This is a genomic window from Niallia sp. WK069_GA_01 (genome assembly GCF_983173855.1).
The window spans coordinates 2,507,037-2,526,714 of sequence record NZ_OZ470138.1; the positions used below are offsets into that span (position 1 = coordinate 2,507,037).

At 33.1% G+C, this 19,678-nt stretch carries 23 protein-coding genes; 18 read left to right on the top strand and 5 right to left on the bottom strand.

The genetic code is table 11. The features are described 5' to 3' along the window. Positions 1-584: 584 nt before the first annotated feature. From AC5LWL_RS12015 to AC5LWL_RS12025, 3 genes are all read right to left on the bottom strand, one after another. Complete coding sequence (locus AC5LWL_RS12015) at positions 585-725, bottom strand: hypothetical protein (RefSeq protein WP_493434508.1); 141 nt, start codon at positions 723-725, stop codon at positions 585-587. A 309-nt stretch (positions 726-1,034) separates the two neighbouring features. Continuing rightward, positions 1,035-1,385 carry a hypothetical protein gene (locus AC5LWL_RS12020; RefSeq protein WP_493434509.1) on the bottom strand — a complete coding sequence of 117 codons (351 nt, stop codon included), beginning with the start codon at positions 1,383-1,385 and terminating at the stop codon, positions 1,035-1,037. A 31-nt stretch (positions 1,386-1,416) separates the two neighbouring features. Further along, positions 1,417-1,929: a GNAT family N-acetyltransferase gene (locus tag AC5LWL_RS12025; protein ID WP_493434510.1), complete on the bottom strand. Its 513-nt coding sequence runs from the start codon at positions 1,927-1,929 to the stop codon at positions 1,417-1,419. 115 nt (positions 1,930-2,044) lie between these two features. On the opposite strand from AC5LWL_RS12025, the gene AC5LWL_RS12030 reads away from it, so the two are divergent. From AC5LWL_RS12030 to AC5LWL_RS12050, 5 genes are all read left to right on the top strand, one after another. Then, entirely contained in the window at positions 2,045-2,557 is a 513-nt protein-coding gene (locus AC5LWL_RS12030) for a hypothetical protein (RefSeq protein ID WP_493434511.1), read from the top strand. Positions 2,558-2,698: 141 nt separating this feature from the next. After that, entirely contained in the window at positions 2,699-2,986 is a 288-nt protein-coding gene (locus tag AC5LWL_RS12035; protein ID WP_493434512.1) for a hypothetical protein, read from the top strand. Positions 2,987-3,151: 165 nt separating this feature from the next. Beyond that, complete coding sequence (locus AC5LWL_RS12040; RefSeq protein ID WP_493434513.1) at positions 3,152-3,358, top strand: hypothetical protein; 207 nt, start codon at positions 3,152-3,154, stop codon at positions 3,356-3,358. 151 nt (positions 3,359-3,509) lie between these two features. After that, the gene (locus tag AC5LWL_RS12045; protein ID WP_493436603.1) at positions 3,510-3,926 is read left to right on the top strand and encodes a DUF5412 family protein; all 417 of its coding nucleotides are present in this window, start codon (positions 3,510-3,512) and stop codon (positions 3,924-3,926) included. A gap of 74 nt (positions 3,927-4,000) precedes the next feature. Beyond that, positions 4,001-4,405, top strand: a complete 405-nt coding sequence (locus AC5LWL_RS12050; RefSeq protein WP_493434514.1) for a hypothetical protein — start codon at positions 4,001-4,003, stop codon at positions 4,403-4,405. Between the two features lie 165 nt (positions 4,406-4,570). Here the strand turns inward: AC5LWL_RS12050 and AC5LWL_RS12055 are convergent, their stop codons facing one another. After that, a complete protein-coding gene (locus tag AC5LWL_RS12055; RefSeq protein WP_493434515.1) occupies positions 4,571-5,716 on the bottom strand; it encodes an Ig-like domain-containing protein in 1,146 nt (381 codons plus the stop codon). A 494-nt stretch (positions 5,717-6,210) separates the two neighbouring features. On the opposite strand from AC5LWL_RS12055, the gene AC5LWL_RS12060 reads away from it, so the two are divergent. Next, on the top strand, positions 6,211-6,393 hold the full coding sequence (locus AC5LWL_RS12060; RefSeq protein ID WP_493434516.1) for an H-type small acid-soluble spore protein: 183 nt from the start codon (positions 6,211-6,213) through the stop codon (positions 6,391-6,393). A 548-nt stretch (positions 6,394-6,941) separates the two neighbouring features. Here AC5LWL_RS12060 and AC5LWL_RS12065 read toward each other — a convergent pair. Further along, positions 6,942-7,112, bottom strand: a complete 171-nt coding sequence (locus tag AC5LWL_RS12065; protein WP_493434517.1) for a hypothetical protein — start codon at positions 7,110-7,112, stop codon at positions 6,942-6,944. Between the two features lie 330 nt (positions 7,113-7,442). Here AC5LWL_RS12065 and AC5LWL_RS12070 point away from each other — a divergent pair, with 330 nt between their 5' ends. From AC5LWL_RS12070 to AC5LWL_RS12125, 12 genes are all read left to right on the top strand, one after another. After that, positions 7,443-7,688 carry a hypothetical protein gene (locus AC5LWL_RS12070; RefSeq protein ID WP_493434518.1) on the top strand — a complete coding sequence of 82 codons (246 nt, stop codon included), beginning with the start codon at positions 7,443-7,445 and terminating at the stop codon, positions 7,686-7,688. Positions 7,689-7,769: 81 nt separating this feature from the next. Then, complete coding sequence (locus tag AC5LWL_RS12075) at positions 7,770-8,108, top strand: hypothetical protein (RefSeq protein WP_493434519.1); 339 nt, start codon at positions 7,770-7,772, stop codon at positions 8,106-8,108. A gap of 229 nt (positions 8,109-8,337) precedes the next feature. Then, positions 8,338-10,410, top strand: a complete 2,073-nt coding sequence (locus AC5LWL_RS12080) for a LuxR C-terminal-related transcriptional regulator (protein ID WP_493434520.1) — start codon at positions 8,338-8,340, stop codon at positions 10,408-10,410. 333 nt (positions 10,411-10,743) lie between these two features. Beyond that, positions 10,744-11,751, top strand: coding sequence for a permease (locus tag AC5LWL_RS12085; protein WP_493434521.1), 1,008 nt, complete (start codon positions 10,744-10,746; stop codon positions 11,749-11,751). A 42-nt stretch (positions 11,752-11,793) separates the two neighbouring features. Continuing rightward, a complete protein-coding gene (locus AC5LWL_RS12090; RefSeq protein ID WP_493434522.1) occupies positions 11,794-12,564 on the top strand; it encodes a TIGR03943 family putative permease subunit in 771 nt (256 codons plus the stop codon). Between the two features lie 450 nt (positions 12,565-13,014). Further along, entirely contained in the window at positions 13,015-13,839 is an 825-nt protein-coding gene (thiM, locus tag AC5LWL_RS12095; RefSeq protein WP_493434523.1) for a hydroxyethylthiazole kinase, read from the top strand. A 2-nt stretch (positions 13,840-13,841) separates the two neighbouring features. Further along, the gene (thiD, locus tag AC5LWL_RS12100; RefSeq protein ID WP_493434524.1) at positions 13,842-14,654 is read left to right on the top strand and encodes a bifunctional hydroxymethylpyrimidine kinase/phosphomethylpyrimidine kinase; all 813 of its coding nucleotides are present in this window, start codon (positions 13,842-13,844) and stop codon (positions 14,652-14,654) included. Positions 14,655-14,671: 17 nt separating this feature from the next. Next, the gene (thiE, locus tag AC5LWL_RS12105; RefSeq protein ID WP_493434525.1) at positions 14,672-15,358 is read left to right on the top strand and encodes a thiamine phosphate synthase; all 687 of its coding nucleotides are present in this window, start codon (positions 14,672-14,674) and stop codon (positions 15,356-15,358) included. 164 nt (positions 15,359-15,522) lie between these two features. Beyond that, positions 15,523-15,669: a YjcZ family sporulation protein gene (locus tag AC5LWL_RS12110; RefSeq protein WP_493434526.1), complete on the top strand. Its 147-nt coding sequence runs from the start codon at positions 15,523-15,525 to the stop codon at positions 15,667-15,669. Positions 15,670-16,139: 470 nt separating this feature from the next. Then, positions 16,140-17,405 (top strand): ammonium transporter, encoded by a 1,266-nt coding sequence (locus AC5LWL_RS12115; protein WP_493434527.1) that lies wholly within the window; start codon positions 16,140-16,142, stop codon positions 17,403-17,405. A gap of 464 nt (positions 17,406-17,869) precedes the next feature. Continuing rightward, positions 17,870-18,853 carry a DUF294 nucleotidyltransferase-like domain-containing protein gene (locus tag AC5LWL_RS12120; RefSeq protein ID WP_493434528.1) on the top strand — a complete coding sequence of 328 codons (984 nt, stop codon included), beginning with the start codon at positions 17,870-17,872 and terminating at the stop codon, positions 18,851-18,853. A 1-nt stretch (position 18,854) separates the two neighbouring features. Continuing rightward, positions 18,855-19,583 carry an exonuclease domain-containing protein gene (locus tag AC5LWL_RS12125; protein WP_493434529.1) on the top strand — a complete coding sequence of 243 codons (729 nt, stop codon included), beginning with the start codon at positions 18,855-18,857 and terminating at the stop codon, positions 19,581-19,583. Positions 19,584-19,678 lie beyond the last annotated feature (95 nt).

Genomic DNA, 19,678 nt, shown 5'->3' on the forward strand with positions numbered 1-19,678 from the left:
ACATAAAAAATCAACGCTACTAGTGTTTAGCAATCATACCTTGTCATAAAATTCAAAGACAAGAACTTATTCTAAAACAGGTTGCTTGTAACGGAGGGTGCGAAGACTCCTGCGGGAAATGTGGGAAGGCTGAGACCCCGCAAGGCAACGCCGAGGAGGCTCAGAGCTCCCACCCCGCGGAAAGCGAAGCAACCCGTAGTGGAAAGCAACCCCATAAGAAAAGCGCAAGCGCCTTGATTAGCCCCGAAGAAAAATGTTCTCCAGCCTCAAAAAGTGTTTTTTACTTTTAGAGGCTGGAGGCAATACTCACTGGGGCTAGGCGCTGGAGCTAGACACCCTTCACATTTCAAAGAGTATATACTTTTTCACCTTTTAAAAAACAATTCTCCCATTTTATTGTTCTTAAACCGAGTAATATCAAGACTTGCAAACGAATTTGAAGATGCGAAGTTTGAGTTAATTAGATTAAAAAACATAAATAACCAGTATAAGGAAGTCGCGATTTACGTGCAAAATTAGGGAATGTTCGTCTTTACCTATTATCTGTTTAGTTATGTCTCAGTCTCTTTTTTCACATATACTAATTAGTTTATTATTTTTACGATGGAACGAATAACAAAGCGCATCAATAAATAAAGAGGTTCGAGTAAATCAAATGCAAAATCAAGTACTTCCCATTTTTGATTTCGTGTTTCTTTCTTTTTCTTTTTAGGTGTAAATCTCACCAAAATGTACCCCCTTTTACGATGAAAAATACGTTTTGTAGATCATTCCTATAATCGAGATAATTGCCAATACTAACCATATATAGTGCAATGAAATTCTATTCGATATTTTTCGAAAGAAGAAGGAAAAAAATAAAAATAGGACAAAGATTAAAATAAAAGGAATGATAGCAGAACTCATTTTTAACTCCTTCAAAATAATAGTTACGGTTAATTTAAAAATGGATTATTAGTAGCTTATATGCATTTATATGATAGAAAATAACGAACACTTTAGTTTAGAATCAGTACGCAAGTTGAATACACACGTTATCTCGATTTGCTTCGTTTTTTTCGATTGTCAGAGACTTTAGATAAATGATGGACCTGGGTAGATATTACTTTAACAGGAAGTCGCTCTTTTAGTGTGGGAAAGACCTGTCCAACATAATCATCTATACTTTGCCGATAAAAGTTTTCAAACATATAAATCTGAAAAGAGCAAGATACCCTTACTAACTGATTTTCACCATCTGCAAATGGCTCAGAAATAGCAATAATTTCAAACTTATCTTTGTATTTATTTTTTAATTTATTTATTTTTGTTTGTATATAGTTACTGTATTTAGAAATATTGTTTATTTTATAATTAAAATAAACAACTCCTACTGCTTGTATCATAATTTCCCCCAGTAAAAGAATAGGTGAATATTTATTGTTCTATCGGGTTTTCAGGTCCTTTAAGATCTAGCTGGTAAAAAGCAAGGTTTAGCCATTTTCCAAATTTATATCCTGCTCTTTTAATGGTACCAGAATGATAAAAGCCTAATTTTTCATGCACTTTAATGCTTTTATCATTATCGGCATCGATTCCAGCTACTAATGTTGCATAGCCTTCAGTTTCTGCAATGCTTATTAATTCTTTTAATAACGTCGTACCAAGCCCTTTTTTACGAGAATCTTTATGTATATAAACAGAATGCTCAATTGTATATTTATAAGCTGGCCAAGCTCTAAATGGTCCAAAAGTAGCGAAGCCTATCACTTTATTATCTTCTTCCACTACTAAAATAGGATAGCCTGCATCCATTTTTTGCTTGTACCATGCTTTTCTATCTTCCAATGTTTGAGGTTTGTACCCATACACAGCTGTCGTGTTAACAATTGCATCATTATAAATTTCCAGAATTTCAGGTAAATCATTTTCATGAATATTTCTAATCATTGACATCACTCTCTTTGCATAATAGTAACTTTAGTATATCATTTATCAATTATACGTCACCAGTCAACATTCTATAAAGAAATTGAAAATCTAAAAAATGGAAAGGAGAAAAAGGATGAATTTTGCTCTAAAAGACTGGATCAATCGAAAATTGATAACAACTTTTATATTGACCACAGTTATTTCGAGCATAATGAGTTTTGCTTATCTAAGAGGATGGGGAGAATTACCTATTCAGGGAACCTTTTTTCTTGGGTGGTTTGCTGTTTATGCCATGTATGTAGGCGTTGTTATTTTACTTTATGGTAACATCGTTTCACTTTTAATAGAATATTTTCATATAAAGCGTTGTTTTCTGCCAAGTTGGTTATATATTTTGCTTCACGGAATTTTCGGATTAGCGAACGGATTGATTTTTCATGAAGTAAATGCAGGGGTGAATGTGGTACTGCTTTTTTATAGTTGTATGGCAGCATTGTTTTATGGATTGATCGATAGATGGATATACATTAGAACAGAAGCGGGGAAAAGTTTAAGTTTGCCAATTGCTGTACCGATGGTTGTTTTTGTTAGTTGCTATCTTTATTTTCTTTTAGGACATTATTATTTTCTCCTATACATAAGATAAGTGAATGGAGATACGAATAGATTCTCCATAACAAAAAAGTGTAAACCGAAAGAGTAGAATATGGAAGTGTTTTCCTCCTTAGTTTCCATTTTCGTTTATTTAATGTATAATAGAGTATAGATAGACCGTGAAGGAGATCATATGAAAACTAAAGCTAAAATAAAAGGTGTAAAGTATAAACCAGAGTATGCACATCCACGGTACAAAGTTAAACTTGAAACACTTGAAGGAAAAGTGTTAATCATTGAATTTGATTATACAAAGTCTTCCGGTTTAAAAGGGTATATGCCATTAAATGTTAATTATGATGGCGAGGACATGGGTGCAAAATTGTCTTGGTATACAAAAGAGATAGAAAATATGAAGGTTACTGAATTCCTACGTATTTTAGCAGTTAAAATTAACAAAAAGTATAATGTTGTATCATAATCAAGGATTCTCTTTTATAAGAGTGTCCTTTTTTGTATTTAATAATATTAGTTCTATTTTCAAGTGGTTATTTATGGTATTATAAATTTTTATTAAAATAGATGCTTTTCTATTCAAATGAATTTTATATAAACAAATAATAATGAAAAGGACATAAAATATAGAATGAATAAAAATCGACGATTCTCCATTATTTTTGGAATTATAACCATCCTATTTATTATAGGTTTAAGTACGTTAGAACAAATTACTGAATCTTCTCTATCCATTGCATGGCAAGGCGGGTTGGTGTTTTCTGTAATTGCTGTATTTTTTGGTATAAGGTCTGTTAAAACGAAGGAAAAGAAAGCTAAAACTTTTACAGGCAGTTAAAAAACGTTCACTCTCTTCGTCACTTCCCGTTTTTTGCGGTGCTCATTACCCAATAACGGTAACTCCGCTCCTCAAAAAGGGTCGTTCCTCGATAGACAAACGTTTTCAATCAGCCTGAAGTTTTTCATTCATACTTGTTTACTGTATTCTAATCCTTCTTACATCTCTTGTAGCTTACATAAATTATTTTTATTATACGTATACATTTGAATTTGAAAATGGAGAAATCTATAATTCGCCTGTACATTCTCCAAATAATAAATACACAGCACAGGCCTATTTTAAAACATATGGTGGTGCGGCCGGTGGAGTAATGATGTGGATTGAAGTTACTCATCATGATGATCACCATAGGGTGGAAACCATTTATTACTCGGACGCAAAAAGCAATTTTGTTATGGAATGGAAAGATAATGACACTCTCGCTATTAAAAATGAAGATCCAGAATATCCTCAAGAAAATAGAAATATAGAATTAAAGGTAAAAAAGGATATATATGATGTGATGGGAGGAGCCTGTAATACACCATTTGTAAAAAACAATTATGAAAATTGCTACCATAACTAAGGAATTCGTTTTTTTTGAACATGAGTTATCTACAAAAGGATAGAAAAGAGGAAATAAAATGGAGATAGATCCATATGTATAGAAAAAAAAGCGATATTAACTTCACAACTTTTAAAGGACAAAAAGTTAAAAAAGTAAAGTCTGAAGTTGGATTGCCATTAGGGATATTTTTTGAAAAGGCTATTTTGGTCATTGAATGTCCTTGGCGTTTGGTGCATTCTAATCAAATTACTGTTGGATTTAGTGACTGTAAACAGCCGTCTATCTCCTCTTATAAAATCCTTGAAAAACAGACAAAAGGGAAGAAAATAACTGATATTCACCACTTTGAGAATATTTCTGATCTTATTATCGAATTGGAACATCAAGTGTTTTTAGAATTATTTCACGATAGCACAAACTTTGAGGGATGGCAATTGCAAGGAGATGAGGGGTTCCTTTTGGTGTCATTGCCTGGAGGAGGTTATGAAAAATTCTAAACGGTTCTTTTTATGATAGATGCGATCGAGGTGTTTGGTTTTTGTTTGTTAGGAGGTTTGAATTAGAGAAAGTAGTTTTTTACTTTTTCGACAAACGAAGCCGACTAACTGTTAGCTCCATTTGTCAAAAAGTGTGATTTGCACAAAAAATTTAGGTTTTTCCTCTTAATGTTTCACCACTTTAGCTGTTGCTGCTTTACTACGATTACCTGCCTTGTCCTTAGCAGTGACAGAGATAATGGTTCCAGTTTTTTGTGTTTTTATTTTTACTGAGTAACTTCCTTTTGAATTGGCTTTAGCAGTACCTAATGATTTCTTTCCTGTCGTGACAGTAACCGTAGCATTTGCTTCCGCTTTTCCCGTTACTGCTTTATCGTTATTATCCACTTTTTTAATAGTCGGTTTATTTGGTGCAACTACATCCGCAACAGTAACGGATGCGTTTGGACTAATATTTCCGGCATCATCAGTAACGGTAATAGTTAGTTTTGTACCAGCTTTTTGCACAGCTATTTTGCTGGAAAAAGTTCCTTTAGCGGATACTTTCGAAGTTCCGATTGATTTTTTTCCATTTTTAATGGTTATTGTTGAATTAGCTTCTGACTTCCCTGTTACCACTTTGTCGTTATTATCCACTTTATTGACAGTTGGTTTATCTGGAGCGATATTATCGATAAATTCAGAAGCGATTGCATATAAATCATCTTCCGTATTATCGTCATAATAGTCATTATCATGATCGATAACACCAACATAATAGGTACCTGGTTTAGCTTGATATGCTTGTATTTCAATGCCTTCATCATATTCACTACCCAAATATTCCAAGTTATTATTTTCAACAAAATCTTTTTGGACAGCATTAAATAATAAATCAATCGCATAGGAATTTGTTCCGCCGGCAATCAATAAAATTCCATTTGTTGGTGCGACTATTTTGTGAAAGTCAACGTCATACAATGGAAGTAATTGACCAATTGTTGGTTTTTCATAAGATAATTCATTTGCAAAATCAAATTCATCATTGTATTCGTTTTCAACTAAGTACTCACTGCTAGAATCGCTACCGTTTATGGCACTTAATTTATTCGAAGCATTTGTTGAATAAGTTCTGGAACCTTTTACTTCTTTTTCAAGCTGATTAAATGTTTGAGCAGTAATGAGTCCTTTTTTTAGCGGTTTTTCAACATGGCTTTCTATCACTTTTTTGGATAAATCTATTGCATTTCCTTCTGCTTTTGTTAGATCTGAAGATGAAAAGAAGATAAATATTCCTAAAGTAAATAATGTGATAAAACTTTTTTTGCGCACAAAACCTCTCCTTTTATTCGTTATAAAGAACATTTTGACATTACTATACTACTACATAAGTAGATTATTAAACTAGCTATTTCTTTCGTTATTTTTCGACAAAAACCTCGTAATTTAAAGCTGAATAATGAATACTTTCTATCCTTTTGTATTCATAATTAAAGTATTCTTTAATAAAAGAGAATTTTTTTGCTTTGATCAGAAAAAGAACATCTTGTGACATCCAAAAGGCATTTATATAGGATGGTCTAGCTAGTCCAAACAGTCACATTATTTTATAAATATAAAGTATTGAGAAGGTTAAACAACAGGTCAATTTCTAAATTAATCAAAAGTTATAGCAAAACTCGAAAAAGAAGAATAAGAAAAAAAATAATTGGCATAATGAAAAAGCAACAGTTATCTGGAACAGGAACAGGAACAGGAACAAATCTAAAGGACTTTTCATATCATTTGGAAAACGACCAAACTTTAAAAAAAGGCAGGCGAAAAATATGGACATTAAAAGAGCAAAGCAAATTCTTTCTTCTTCAGCAGAAATTGGCGTGCAATATAATGGTGTTTCAATCTGGATTGATGAAATAAAAGAAGCAGATGAAATAGCAGTCGTTCATTTAATCGGAGGAATTGAAGAACAAACAGAAGTCGATATTGCAAGCTTAGAAGAAGTCGAATAAGCTAATTTTTTTATAAAGATTTTTGGTTGTAATGAAAGCGATTTATAAAAATGTATCTATGACAACATTTCTTTAAAAGCGGAACGGAATAATGTAGACATATAGGTGAGTGAATGGTATCAAAAAACATGTCACTAGGAGACCTGAGACATAATGAAATAGATAATAGGTCAAGATGAGCATTCTCTAATTTAGCACGTAAATGGTTACTTCCCTATACTAGTTATTTATGTTTTTTAATCTAGTTAAGTATATAAAACTAGGTTGTTCCATTGCGCTACAGACACTCGCTTTCCGCGGGGTTACGCTTGAACCCCACGGAAAGCGAAGTGTATGCAAGCTGCGGGTGATTACCATAAACCTTCTTTTTTACATGAATAAAAAACCCGAACAATGATACGAAATGTTTTTTACATCTTCGTATCACTGTTCGAGTTTATCTTCGGCTCGAATATTTATGTCCCAGCTTTGAGTGAATGGTATCAAAAAACATGTCACTAACAAATAAAAAGATCATTTGAACTTCAAATGATCTTTTTATTTGTTCTTTATTTAATAATTTTTGAAGATCCTGTAAAAGGATTAAGCTCATAGGTTAAATCACTGCCGGCTTCTTTTTCTTCTGCCGAAATTATTTTGCCTAACGAGGCATAATAATAAACCCAAACCCCAAATGATGCTATACCTCCGACGGTTGTGACCCAAAACGCAAGATCCAATTTGAAACCTCCAATTCGTTAAGATTAATACAAATTATACCATATATAATAGGATTATTAATTTTCATTGCATCAATTGTTATAAATGAAGAATAAATTCCCCCCTTTTTTGAAGGAGAGATTAATGTTTTTAGCTACAGAATTACTGTTGCTTTTAAATAATTTTAAAACGTAACAATATCCACCTAACACTTTTTTCCTATTTCTTTTTATAAAAATAGGAATACAATCTGATATATATTAAAAATTAGAACCATTAGAATAAAATAGTTGAAGACTATATGGGTTTGATAGTGATGAAAAGGAAAAAAGCTAAAGGTGAGTAAAAAAATGAGCTTTATTACAATCGATTATGCAAAAGAATATATTAAGAAGGAATTATCAAAGTATAAAAAAATAACGATTCCCCGCTTAAAGATGTCGTTAGAGGGTGATGAATTAGCTGAATGGATAATGGAGGAAGCTTCACCGGAAGATATCGTAACAATGGTTGTCATGATAGAAGAAGTGAAAAATAGATCGTCTTCTCCTAAGACCATCTTTCAAACTGTTGCAATAGGCTTGTTTTATTCTTAAAATATGTAGCACTCGTATTTTAACAATTAGTTAAAAAAGATTAGATAGGTGAAGTACAAAAAGGAAGGGAAGGGGTAGTGTATGGAATTTATTTCAAAAAAATCCATTAGTATGATAATAGTGAAAAATGATATTAAAGGAGAAGATATACAGCATTTTCAGCTATCCATGCATGCTTTTTTAAAGCAAAAAGGCAGTCAATTAATTTTATATATTTCTCATTTTTGCCAATTCCATCATCATCTTTTTGATATTATTGCCGATACTGCAATCAATGCGAAAAAAGTAAACAAAGAATTAATTCTATGTGGGGAAAATCCCCAATTAAAAAAGGAATATGATACAAGAAATTTACATTTTTATTTAAAGTATTTTTTTTCTTTAAAAGAAGCAACGAAATATTTTAAAAATAAGGTCTAAAGTAATGGGTATTTCAACATGAAATATTGTAACATAGAAGTTTATAAAATTTTCTACACTTGATCAGTTATCTATTTTTTTATCGGTTTACGAAAATAGTTGGAAGATGGTGATCATAAAGAAACAATAGCTTCATTTATGGTTTTTTATACTATAAATGATTAACTAACCATCCTTCAAAACAATCATAAATTCTCCTAATATAATCGTATTTGAAGGAGTACAAGAAATGACATATTACGAAAAATTAGATGAACAAATTAGAAAGTATTCATCTAGAATAGGAATAAGTTTATTTGCAATAAATGAGCAAGGGGAAATAATCGCAGGAATCGATCATGTCAATAAATTAGGTTTAAGCAAGCTATTTTCCATTGATTGTCCACCGTTTTCTTCAAAAATTCCCACATTTGTTACGATGAGCAAAACAATAAAAAAACCTACCATTATTTCCATGTTTATAGAATATATGGAACTGAAGTTAATAATAACTCCCATTCAACTATTACCTAATAGGGATCAGATATTTTTTGCTGGACCATTTCTTGATCGAATGGATAAGCAACTAGAAGATCGAATCATAAATTCCTCTATTCCAGTTATTGACAATGATAAAACAATAGAAAATTTATTAAAACAAATGGACGAATGGTTGGAATTAATAAAGTATATTAACAAAGAAGAGACAGTAAGAAATTATGTTTATGAAACAGTAAAACTGATGGATTTATTCAATACATATTCTACTTTAGAAAATGAATGCTTTATAAGTGAACTTTTACATAAGGTTTTTACATTATTAAAACCCATTGATTTTATAGGTTTTGCCAAAAAAGGAAGCAATGAAGTTTTTCACATTACAGAAATTAAAGGGAAAAATACGAAAAATCTCTTTAAAAAACAATTCTATTATGGAGAAGGATTGTTAGGGCAAGCAGCAATTGAACAAAAAGCAAAATATTGGAATAGGTTAAAAAAATCAAATCTTGCCTTCTTTTTTAATGAAGAACAATTCTATCTAGATAGTCTATTTTGTTGTCCTATAAAAAGGGACAATCAAATTACGGGATTGCTGTTTGGAGGAAGTGTGGATGAAGGTGGAATAGAAAAAGAAATTAAAATGGTCTTTGAAGTAGTTGCCAATTTTATAGCCTCATCGCAGCAAAAGGAAATACTAATAGATAGATCCAGCCAGTGCTTAAATTATTTAATTTCATTTATTGATTTTATTTCGGGAATGTTCTCTTTTACAGAGGAAGATCAAATGATCTTTAGAGTAATGGATTTTTGTCAAAGTATAAATAAAGGTTTATGTGTCTTTTATACGGATTATAGGGGGAGAAGATACAACAGAGGAAAAATGGAGTATGTGGAAAGAAAACACCAAGTGCTTGCCCAAGATTTTTTCCAACGAACTTCCATTAAATATGAGGGATATCAAACTACTGATGATGAGAATGAAAATTATATTCATCATCAAGGATTTTATCATCAAAACAAAAAAGTAGGATTTCTAACATTTATTTTCCAAGATGGGAGTTTATTGCAAGAGATAAATCAAATGTTTCAAGTGATTATCCAATTGTACAATTCTTCATCACCACAACGGCAAAATGATAGCGGAAGGTTAGACATAGAGCAGAAAGTTACCATATTATTTGATAGTTTAAAAGAATTAAAAGAAGAAGATTATCTATTCACGAAACAATTATTGAAAAATATAAAAGCGTTCTGCAGCAAGCTTAATCATTCAATCAGAGAGGATCTTGTAGAAAACGCCGCCAAAGTTATTACGTTTCGTACTAATTTTTTAAAAGAAAAGTTAGCAGGATCAGACGAATGGTTATTATTGAATGAAGATTGGGTTCTTGAAAAGACAAATAAACCAAAAAAAATAGAGGAATGGAAATTAGAATATCAAATATTGTGGATGAATTATTATTTATTAAAGGATTGGGAGAAATATAAAAAAATGGCTGTAGATTCCGATTTAAAGGAAGAGTTTGAACATTATTTTTTATTAATGAATGGGAAGATGAAGGAAAAAACGCAATCTTCCTTAACAGAAGAGGAAGAAGATGAAAAAAAGATGAAAAAAGTAATTGAGGATCTTCCTTTAACGGTTCGTGAAAAGGAAGTATTGTTTTTTGTTTTAGAGGGTTTAAATAATCATGAAGTTGCCAATCAATTGACCATTAGTATACATACTGTTAAGAATCATCTTACTAATATATTTAGAAAGCTGGATGTAACCGATAGAGTGCAGGTAATGGCAAAAATGCACAAAATTAAAACAAAGTAAGAAAGTGAATTAGATGTGATGTCTAGTTCACTTTATTTATGTATATTGTTGTTTTCTCTTTCTTTTCGCAGAAAATGTTTGTAGGAGTTACTTCCTATTCTAAAAAACAGGATAAGAAGAAAGAAGGGTTTTTAGAAGAAAGAATGAAAAAATAATCAAACGTATAACTTTCGTCAATTTAATAATCCAGGCAGGAATAATAAGTGAAGAGGCTGCATATTATTTAGATAAAGTCTTAGACAAGCTTAATAGTGCTTGTTTAAATAGTTCGATAAAAAAGTTAATTGCATCAATTAAGATGCTTTTACTAATTTTAAAAGGAGATCATCTCTTATGTCTATTCCAACATCGTTAAAAGATATAGTTATTTTTACGCTGTTCTTATCGATGATGTCTTTGTTCTTTTTTGGGAATGAGACATTTATTCAGTCTATAGGTGTTGCTTTATCAGAAGATGGAAAAACAATCTTTATTTTATTTTTAGGGATTTTTTTAGAAGCCTTGCCATTTATTTTAATAGGAGCTATTGCTTCGTCCATTATTAATCTATTTGTTTCAGAGAAAATGATAGCAGCGTTAATTCCTAAAAATCCAGTTGCAGCAATACTAATGGCTCTATTGGCTGCTGTTATTACACCTGTTTGTGAATGTGCGATTATTCCCGTTGTCCGCAGACTCATTCAAAAGGGAGTTCCTGTTCATGTAGGTGTTGTATTGCTAATGGGGGCGCCGATTTTGAATTTTATTGTATTTGGAAGCACCTATTATGCATTTCAAACGAATTTACCAATGGTTTATGGAAGGTTTATTGTCTGCATTGCTTCAGCCGTTATAGTAGGTACGCTTATCTATCTTTTTTTTGGAAAAGAAAAGATATTAAAAACACAGAAGCAAGATTTGATAAATATGATTCCTTCCAACAGCAACAGAGGAGAATCACGATGGAAAGGAATGCTGCATCACACATGTCATGAGTTTTTTACTGTTGGTAAATTTTTTATGATTGGAGCATTGTTTGCAAGTTTAGCTCAAGTATATTTGCAGGGTTCTGTTGTAGTCCAAGCTGCAGAGAATTCTATTAAGGGTACAGCTGTGATGATGGGGCTTGCCTACTTTTTATCTTTATGTTCAGAAGCAGATGCTTTTGTTGCTGCATCCTTTTCTAAAATTTTTTCAAGTCATGCATTATTAGGCTTTTTAGTATTTGGTCCTATACTTGACTTGAAAAATACCTTTGTAATGCTCGCTTCCTTTAAAATAAAATTTGTCTGCGCTTTTATATTTTTAGTAACAATCGTTGTTTTTCTGTTATCGATTCTTGCAGGTAATTTTCTTGCTTAATGAATAATTTTTTTAGGAGAAATAAGAAAAAAGGAGGGCAGCATGATGAAAATTAGGTGGAGTCCAAATTGGCAATTCTCAAACGAGCTTCAAGGGATAATCTTAATTAGCTTCAGTTTACTTATTTTTAAATTATATGTTAAAAATTCACTTACTTTGCTTATTGCACCAAAGATGATACCGTTTCTTCTATTCTCGATGGTAATTTTGTTCCTATTAGGATTTTTTCGCCTTTTAAATAGTAATTTGCAAGGGGCGGACTGTGATTGTGATGTATGTGATCAAAACTCTTCTATAATAAAGCTTCTTCTGCCGTACCTGCTTTTTTTCAGCCCCTTATTTTTCTTTTTTACCATTCAGGATTTTTCAATAAATAAAGACTTACTTTCTAACACAGGTTATACGTCGGAGAACCAACAAGAAGCTGGAGAAAATACTGTAGATATTAAGGTGAATAATACAATTGTTGTGAACGATGAAAATTTTTTTTCGGTAATGGATGTATTAAATAATGAACTTGATACAATGGGAGGAACAGAAATAGAAATGAGTGGTTTTATATACAGAGAGGAAAATTTCTCATCAGAAGAAGCTGTTATTGCAAGACAGGTTATGACCCATTGTATTGCGGATACGTCTATATATGGCTATATGCTGACAGGCGATATCAAGTCTTTAAAGACAGGTGGTTGGTATCATATAGCAGGCATCATTGAAAAAGCAAACAAAGATGGTGTAGTAATGCCTGTATTGCAAGTGAAACAAATCAAGCCGATAGAACAGCCGAAAGATCCGTATCTATATGATTTATAATAACTTATTTGTCTTAAAAAGCTGAATCTTGCATGCAGAATGAAAATACGATAAAATTTTAGGTAACTGCATAAGTAGCGGGAGTTTGTGGAAACAGACTGAGAGTATGACTAAACTGTCATTGACCGTATGAACCTGTTGGATAATGCCAGCGTAGGGAGGTGTATGAATAATTGAAACACTCTGCTGAATGCAAGTGTATTTAATGAACCATGTTAGTACATTTTTTCAAACCTTGTCGTTGGACGAGAGGGGAAGAATGTATGTTGACATGGTTTTTTTGTATGGTAAAGGAAAAATAATCAATTTATGTGGACTGAAATGAAAAAATGGAATGAAGATTACGAGGTCTTTTCCTATCTAGGATGCGGGTTTACTTATTCATCCTTCAGTGGGGATTTTAGTTTGTTTGGAATACTAAATAAGAATCAGAAAAGGGAGGAAATAGAAATGAAGGAAACGAAAGAATTGATTTCTGTTGCAGATAGTTTAACTAGATTAAGAGAAAAAGCCCCACTTATCCATAATATTACGAATGTAGTAGTGACTAATTTTACGGCTAATGGTCTGCTTGCATTAGGAGCATCTCCAGTGATGGCGTTTGCAAAAGAAGAAGTGGCAAATATGGCAACAATTGCGGATGCGTTAGTATTAAATATTGGAACGTTAACGGCAGAACTTGTGGAAAATATGATTATTGCAGGAAAAGCGGCAAATAGTGCGAATACACCGGTAATTCTAGATCCAGTTGGCGCTGGAGCCACTTCATATCGAACAGAAAGCGTACAGAAAATTATAAAAGAAGTGAAAATTTCTCTGCTGCGTGGAAATGTGGCAGAAGTGGCAAACGTTGCAGGTATACAAGCAGCTATTAAAGGAGTGGATGCGGTTGATATGAAGGATGACCCTGTTTCCATTGCAAAAGCAGCATCTAAGAAAATAGGTGCACCAGTTGTTATTACAGGAAAAAAAGATGTGGTGACAGATGGAACACATACTTATTTAATTGGAAATGGTCATCCTCTTTTAACGAAAGTAACTGGTGCAGGCTGTCTTTTATCTTCTGTACTAGCTGCATTTATTGCGGTGGAAGATAATATAGTGGCAGCAAGTGCAGCTGGACTTGTTGTATACGGAATCGCAGCAGAATTGGCTGCACAACAAGCAAAAGAACTTGGACCAGGAAGTTTTCAAATTGCGTTGTTAAATCAATTAGCTTCCGTTAATAGTGATCAACTTAAACAGTTAGCTAGATTAGAAAAGATAGGAGGATAAATATGAGTGTACCGAAAGCTTTAACAATTGCTGGTTCTGATAGCGGAGGCGGTGCAGGCATACAAGCTGATTTAAAAACATTTCAGGAACTAAAAGTCTTTGGAATGACAGCAATTACTGCGATTACAGCTCAAAACACACTTGGGGTGGAGGCTGTATATCCGGTGAGTCTTGAAGCAATTGAAAAGCAAATTGATGCAGTAGCTTCAGATATTGGAACAGATGCAATAAAAACTGGCATGCTTTTTAATGGAGAAATCATTGAACTTGTTGTCGCAAAAATAAAAAAATACAATTGGCAGCAGATTGTGGTTGACCCAGTAATGATAGCAAAAGGAGGATCCACCCTTCTGCAAAAGGAAGCAATAGATGCGATGTGCAGCCTTTTACTCCCAGTTGCTACAGTTATTACTCCTAATATACCAGAAGCAGAAGAATTGACTGGAATAAAAATAAAGAATTTACATGACCGTAAATTAGCAGCAGAAAGATTATACGAACTTGGAGCCAAAAATGTCATCATAAAAGGTGGGCATGGAGACGAGGAAGAATTAATTGATTTATTATTTGATGGAAAAAAATATACAGAGCTGCAGTCAACAAGATTCTCAACCAAAAATACGCATGGCACTGGCTGTACATTTGCTGCAGCGATTGCAGCAAGTTTAGCAAATGGGGAATTAATGGAAGAAGCATTTCGGATTGGGAAAGAATTTGTCTATCATGCCATTCAGAAGGATTTGCATATTGGAAATGGTCATGGACCAACCAATCATTGGGCATACCAGGAAAAGCGAATCAGCAGTTTTAAGTAGCATACGAGGAGTAGAATATGGAGAATTATCAGCAGAATTATATTAGAGACTTATTAAAAGTTTATTTCATTATGGGCAGCAACAATTGTGAACTAGATCCTGAGTATGTTTTAACGGAAGCATTAAAAGCAGGCATAACAGTGTTCCAGTTTAGGGAAAAAGGACAAGGTGCGCTAACTGGACCTGAGAAGAGAGCACTAGCGAAAAAACTGAAAAATAAATGTAATGCTTATGATGTGCCTTTTATCGTTAATGATGATGTGGAATTGGCATTGGAAATTGCAGCTGATGGCATTCATATTGGTCAAGAGGATGAAAAAGCAGAATTTGTGAAAAAGAAAATCGGTAATAAAATACTTGGTGTTTCTGCCCATTCATTAGAAGAAGTGCAATCAGCTATTAAAGCAGGGGCTGATTATGTAGGAATAGGGCCGATTTATCCTACAAATACAAAAAAAGATACAGAGCCAGTAAGAGGAACGAGCTTAATAAAGGAAATGAAGGTGAATAACATCAAAATTCCTATCGTGGGCATTGGTGGAATAACAACTAAAAATGCCAGAGAAGTGATTCATGCAGGTGCGAACGGGGTAGCAATTATTTCTGAAATCAGTTTAGCATCTTCTCCGTATGAGAAGACAAAAAACTTATTGCACACAGTGAAAGACGAGCTGCGGATTAACGAAAACCAAAAAAAACAATAGGTTTTTTGCTTAATATAGACATTTACCCAACCCAAATTCTCTTCTTTGCATAAGATGTTTTTGTAAGTGCTTATGTAATTACTTTTCATAAGTATCAATTATGATTACACATTAGCTTAAAAAATGGTTAATGATAGCACAAAATCAGAAAGGGAGATGTTCTTATGTACGGTTACGGTGCAGGTTATGGTGCTGGTTATGGATATGGCGGCGGTTGTGGTACTGGAGGAGCTGGTTACGGCGGCGGATTCGCATTAATCGTTGTATTATTTATCTTATTAATTATTGTTGGAGCAACTTTTATTTGCTAATTTAAAATAGGAAAAAGGGAGTTCAGGAAGCATCTTTTCTGGACTCCCTTTTTCATGCTGTGGAAAATAAAAGTGGACAATATTATAGGACAGAATAAAAAAGAGAGACATCGACAGAATCAGCCGAAAGTGGAGTGATGCGTCATATTTTATCACGTGTGCGGCATAAAGAAAAACGAAGGATACTTTCTAAAGAGAAGGATGGCTTAATCCGATTAGGACAATGTATTGACGGTAAATTAAGATAACGCTTTCTTAATCTAGAGTTTTCCTGCTGTTTATTCTTATAAAAAGTTAAAAAAGTCAAAGTAATATTACATAATATTAAAAGTAATTCAATTTTTAGAAAATTAATTATTGAAATTATATTGACAGATAATTTATTATCGGTAAAATAAAGATATTGGAGTGTTAGATTATATGACACTTAATGTTATAATATATATACATAAAAGGGGGAAGAAATCCTGATGGAAAATTTAGAATTTTTAATGAACAGCTTGTGGACAATGGTTGCTGCAATTTTAGTTATTTTTATGTTAGGTGGATTTATTTTACTGGAAGCTGGTTCTACAAGAATGAAAAATGCTGGTCATATTGCTGGTAAAACAGTCTTTACATTCGGTATTGCTTCATTAGTATTCTGGGCAGTAGGATATGGATTTATTTTTGGAGGAAATGCAAACTTTTTTGTTGGGTTAACTGATTTCTTCTATTCTGGTGCACAGGCAGATGGAGCTGGACTTCAAACATCCGTGTTTTTTGTTTTCCAATTAGCTTTTGCTGGAATATCTTTAACCATTGCACTAGGAGGTTTTGCTGAACGGGCAAAATTATCAGTATATCTTATTTTCTCGGTATTATTCTCGGCATTAGTGTATCCGGTTGTAGCGCATTGGATTTGGGGAGGCGGCTGGTTGTTCACACACGGCAAACAGGATTTCGCTGGATCTACTGTAGTACATTTAACTGGTGCAATGGCGGCATTGGCTGCGACTATTTTATTAAAACCTCGTATTGGTAAATTTAATGCAGATGGATCTTCTAATCCAATCTTTGGCCATAACCAAGTATACACTGCATTAAGTGTTATCATTTTATGGGTAGGCTGGTTTGGATTTAACGCAGGTAGTACAGTTTCTGTAGCGGATGGATTCTTTGGTTTTGTTGCATTAAACACAAACTTAGCAGCAGCAGCTGGATCTGTTTCTGCGTTGTTAATCTCTTGGATCGTTTTAGGTAAATCAGATATATCTACTATGTTAAATGGTGCATTAGCAGGTTTAGTTGCTATTACAGCATCTTGTGCATTCGTTGACACTTGGGCAGCTGTAGTGATCGGATTTATTGCTGGAATTCTAGTATTCTATAGTGTTAGATTCTTTGATAACAGAAAAATCGATGATCCGATTTTTGCTTTATCAGTACATGGTACAGCTGGAGTATGGGGAACATTATCAAATGGATTATTTGCTACAAAAGAATTAGCTGTTGTTGGTAAACCAGGCTTATTTTACGGCGGTGGATTCCATCAGTTAGGTGTTCAAGCAACAGGTGTAATCGTTTCTGGATTGTTTGCTTTCGTAGTAAGTTTTGTTATCTTATACGCAATCAAAAAAATCAGTGGTCTTCGTGTAACGGAAGAAGAAGAAATCATGGGACTAGATATTAGTGAACATGGTACTTACGGTTATCCAGAAGTTTTTCTTTCAAATGAAGAAAGTAAAAATGTCTAAGCAATTAGTTTTATAATAGTATACGAATCAATTGGAAGCCTCACTTTATTATAGTGGGGCTTCCGCACTTTTTAGTGATTATCATAAAAAAACATATTATTAGTGCGTGTTCAAAAAGGAGGATAAAAAGGACCGAGAAGTTCGAGGCGGTTTGCTCCTGAGCATCACCCTTTCACAGGATGTGATGACTTCCACGTTGCTCACAGGACGTGAGCGTTTTTAGTGGAAGAACCTCTAAGTTATACGTGAGAAGCGGAGAAGCAAACCAACGAAGAAATTTGATGTGTCATTTTTACCGGACTTTTTGAACACCCTCTATTAGAATAATAGAAATAAAAAGAATAGAAGTTCATTAGTGCCATTGTTTATATGCTAAAATAATACAATAAACATATGTTGTAAACTACTTAAGTAGAGCAGCATACATTCTAACATCTATATTTATTATTTAAGGAAGTGCATGGATGTGTTCTCAAATTATAAGAATTAATCAAATACGGCAAGAAAAAGAAGAGCAGAAGATTCATTGTGCAAAAAATAATACGCAATTAAATGAATGTCATGATAAGGTGATGAAACAAGTTTTCACTGTTGCCTTTGAAGAATTTAGAAAAACAAATGGCGAGCCCCCGTGTGAATTTGTTTGGTTTGTAACAGGGAGTGCCGGGAGATTGGAACAAGGTATATTTAGTGATCAAGATCATGGGATTATCTATAAAGAGAGCAATGCCTCTTTTCAATCCTACTTTATACGGTTTGGCAAACAATTAAGTGATCTTTTAAATGATGTTGGTTATCCTTATTGTGAAGGCAATGTTATGAGCAGCAATCCGATGTGGTGTAAATCTGTCGATGAATGGAAAAAGCAACTATTAGATTGGATGGAAATGGAAAGTTGGGAATCCATCCGGTACTTACAAATATTTTATGATAGCAGAAGATTATTCGGAGACGCTTGCTTTGTTGAAAATCTACGCTCCTATATACATGAATATCGTACTGAGCACCCGAATTTATTACATCGTTTTATGAATAATGTGATGCGTATAAAAAAAGGAGTAGGTTTTTTTGGTCAATTTTTTGTGGAAAGAACTGGCCCACATAAAGGATCTATTCATTTGAAAAATACGTTATATTTACCATATGTAAATTCTGTGCGATTGCTAGCTATTAAAGAGGGAATTCAATCATCTTCCACGCTTGGCCGAATGGAAGAACTGGAAAAAATGGAAAAGTATGAAACCTTTCTGCGTCCTTATGAACAATATTTTATAAAAATTTTGCAATATCGTATTACTTTATTTAAAAATGCGAAAACATACAGTGATGTGCATTTTTTAAATATAAAAAGATTAAGTAAGGAAGAAAGGCAAGAAATCAAGTTATTATTAAGAAATGGGATAAAATTATATCAGCGAGTTCAAAGGATAATCGAAAAAGGGTGTTAAAATGGGCGTGGAATCTTTTCTTCATTATATGAGAGATTTATATGGAAAAGTCAATTCAAGTGTACTTAATGCTAATTCAAATGGTTTTAATTCCCAACAGCTTGCTTTTATGAGAAGGCTGCAAAAGGATTTAAAAGTAGAAGTGGCTTCTCGTTTGCCTTTAAAGGATTTAAGTACGGTTATATTTGATATAGAAACAACAGGTTTTTTTCCTGATAAAGGAGATCAGATTATCTCGATTGGTGCTGTTAAAGTAAGAGGCTGTGACATTTTAGACGATCAGTTTTATTCGTTAATTCGTATTAATGAACAAATACCAGAGGATATCGTAAATTTAACGGGAATTAAAGATGCTGATTTAGTGGATGCCCCATATTTGTCTGAAGTTTTAGTTGGATTTTTTGAATTTGTAAAAGATGATACGTTAGTAGCCCATCATTCATCCCATGAAAAAAACTTTATGCAATCTGCTTGTTGGAAGCAATTTAAAACACCTTTTAAGCATCGAATTGTTGATACATCTTTTTTGTTTAAAACAGTAGAACCGAAACAATCTATTGTTACACTGGAGGATTGGTGTGTGCATAGTGAGGTTCCGATTTATGATCGTCACCATGCTCTTGGAGATGCTAAGCTGACAGCTGTTCTGTGGACAAAATATTTAGCTAAAGCCCAGGAAATGGGATGTAAAACTTTACAAGATATATATGAAAGAGTGGCAAGGAGATAGTAATAAATTTGTATTTAATCTTTCTGTTATTGATAGCATGATTGTTTTGGTTTTAAAAGCATAATGAATGTATATTATAATGAATTGCTTTCACA

Excerpts from the sequence above, each read along its gene's own strand:
- AC5LWL_RS12120 (WP_493434528.1), top strand. The coding sequence starts at position 17,870 with ATGTGTTCTCAAATTATAAGAATTAATCAAATACGGCAAGAAAAAGAA.
- AC5LWL_RS12075 (WP_493434519.1), top strand. The coding sequence starts at position 7,770 with ATGGAATTTATTTCAAAAAAATCCATTAGTATGATAATAGTGAAAAAT.
- AC5LWL_RS12090 (WP_493434522.1), top strand. The coding sequence starts at position 11,794 with ATGATGAAAATTAGGTGGAGTCCAAATTGGCAATTCTCAAACGAGCTT.
- AC5LWL_RS12040 (WP_493434513.1), top strand. The coding sequence starts at position 3,152 with ATGAATAAAAATCGACGATTCTCCATTATTTTTGGAATTATAACCATC.
- AC5LWL_RS12025 (WP_493434510.1), bottom strand. The coding sequence starts at position 1,929 with ATGATTAGAAATATTCATGAAAATGATTTACCTGAAATTCTGGAAATT.
- AC5LWL_RS12035 (WP_493434512.1), top strand. The coding sequence starts at position 2,699 with ATGAAAACTAAAGCTAAAATAAAAGGTGTAAAGTATAAACCAGAGTAT.
- AC5LWL_RS12030 (WP_493434511.1), top strand. The coding sequence starts at position 2,045 with ATGAATTTTGCTCTAAAAGACTGGATCAATCGAAAATTGATAACAACT.
- thiD (WP_493434524.1), top strand. The coding sequence starts at position 13,842 with ATGAGTGTACCGAAAGCTTTAACAATTGCTGGTTCTGATAGCGGAGGC.
- thiE (WP_493434525.1), top strand. The coding sequence starts at position 14,672 with ATGGAGAATTATCAGCAGAATTATATTAGAGACTTATTAAAAGTTTAT.
- AC5LWL_RS12020 (WP_493434509.1), bottom strand. The coding sequence starts at position 1,385 with ATGATACAAGCAGTAGGAGTTGTTTATTTTAATTATAAAATAAACAAT.
- AC5LWL_RS12080 (WP_493434520.1), top strand. The coding sequence starts at position 8,338 with ATGACATATTACGAAAAATTAGATGAACAAATTAGAAAGTATTCATCT.
- thiM (WP_493434523.1), top strand. The coding sequence starts at position 13,015 with ATGAAGGAAACGAAAGAATTGATTTCTGTTGCAGATAGTTTAACTAGA.
- AC5LWL_RS12085 (WP_493434521.1), top strand. The coding sequence starts at position 10,744 with ATGTCTATTCCAACATCGTTAAAAGATATAGTTATTTTTACGCTGTTC.
- AC5LWL_RS12050 (WP_493434514.1), top strand. The coding sequence starts at position 4,001 with ATGTATAGAAAAAAAAGCGATATTAACTTCACAACTTTTAAAGGACAA.
- AC5LWL_RS12060 (WP_493434516.1), top strand. The coding sequence starts at position 6,211 with ATGGACATTAAAAGAGCAAAGCAAATTCTTTCTTCTTCAGCAGAAATT.
- AC5LWL_RS12070 (WP_493434518.1), top strand. The coding sequence starts at position 7,443 with ATGAGCTTTATTACAATCGATTATGCAAAAGAATATATTAAGAAGGAA.
- AC5LWL_RS12115 (WP_493434527.1), top strand. The coding sequence starts at position 16,140 with ATGGAAAATTTAGAATTTTTAATGAACAGCTTGTGGACAATGGTTGCT.
- AC5LWL_RS12125 (WP_493434529.1), top strand. The coding sequence starts at position 18,855 with ATGGGCGTGGAATCTTTTCTTCATTATATGAGAGATTTATATGGAAAA.
- AC5LWL_RS12110 (WP_493434526.1), top strand. The coding sequence starts at position 15,523 with ATGTACGGTTACGGTGCAGGTTATGGTGCTGGTTATGGATATGGCGGC.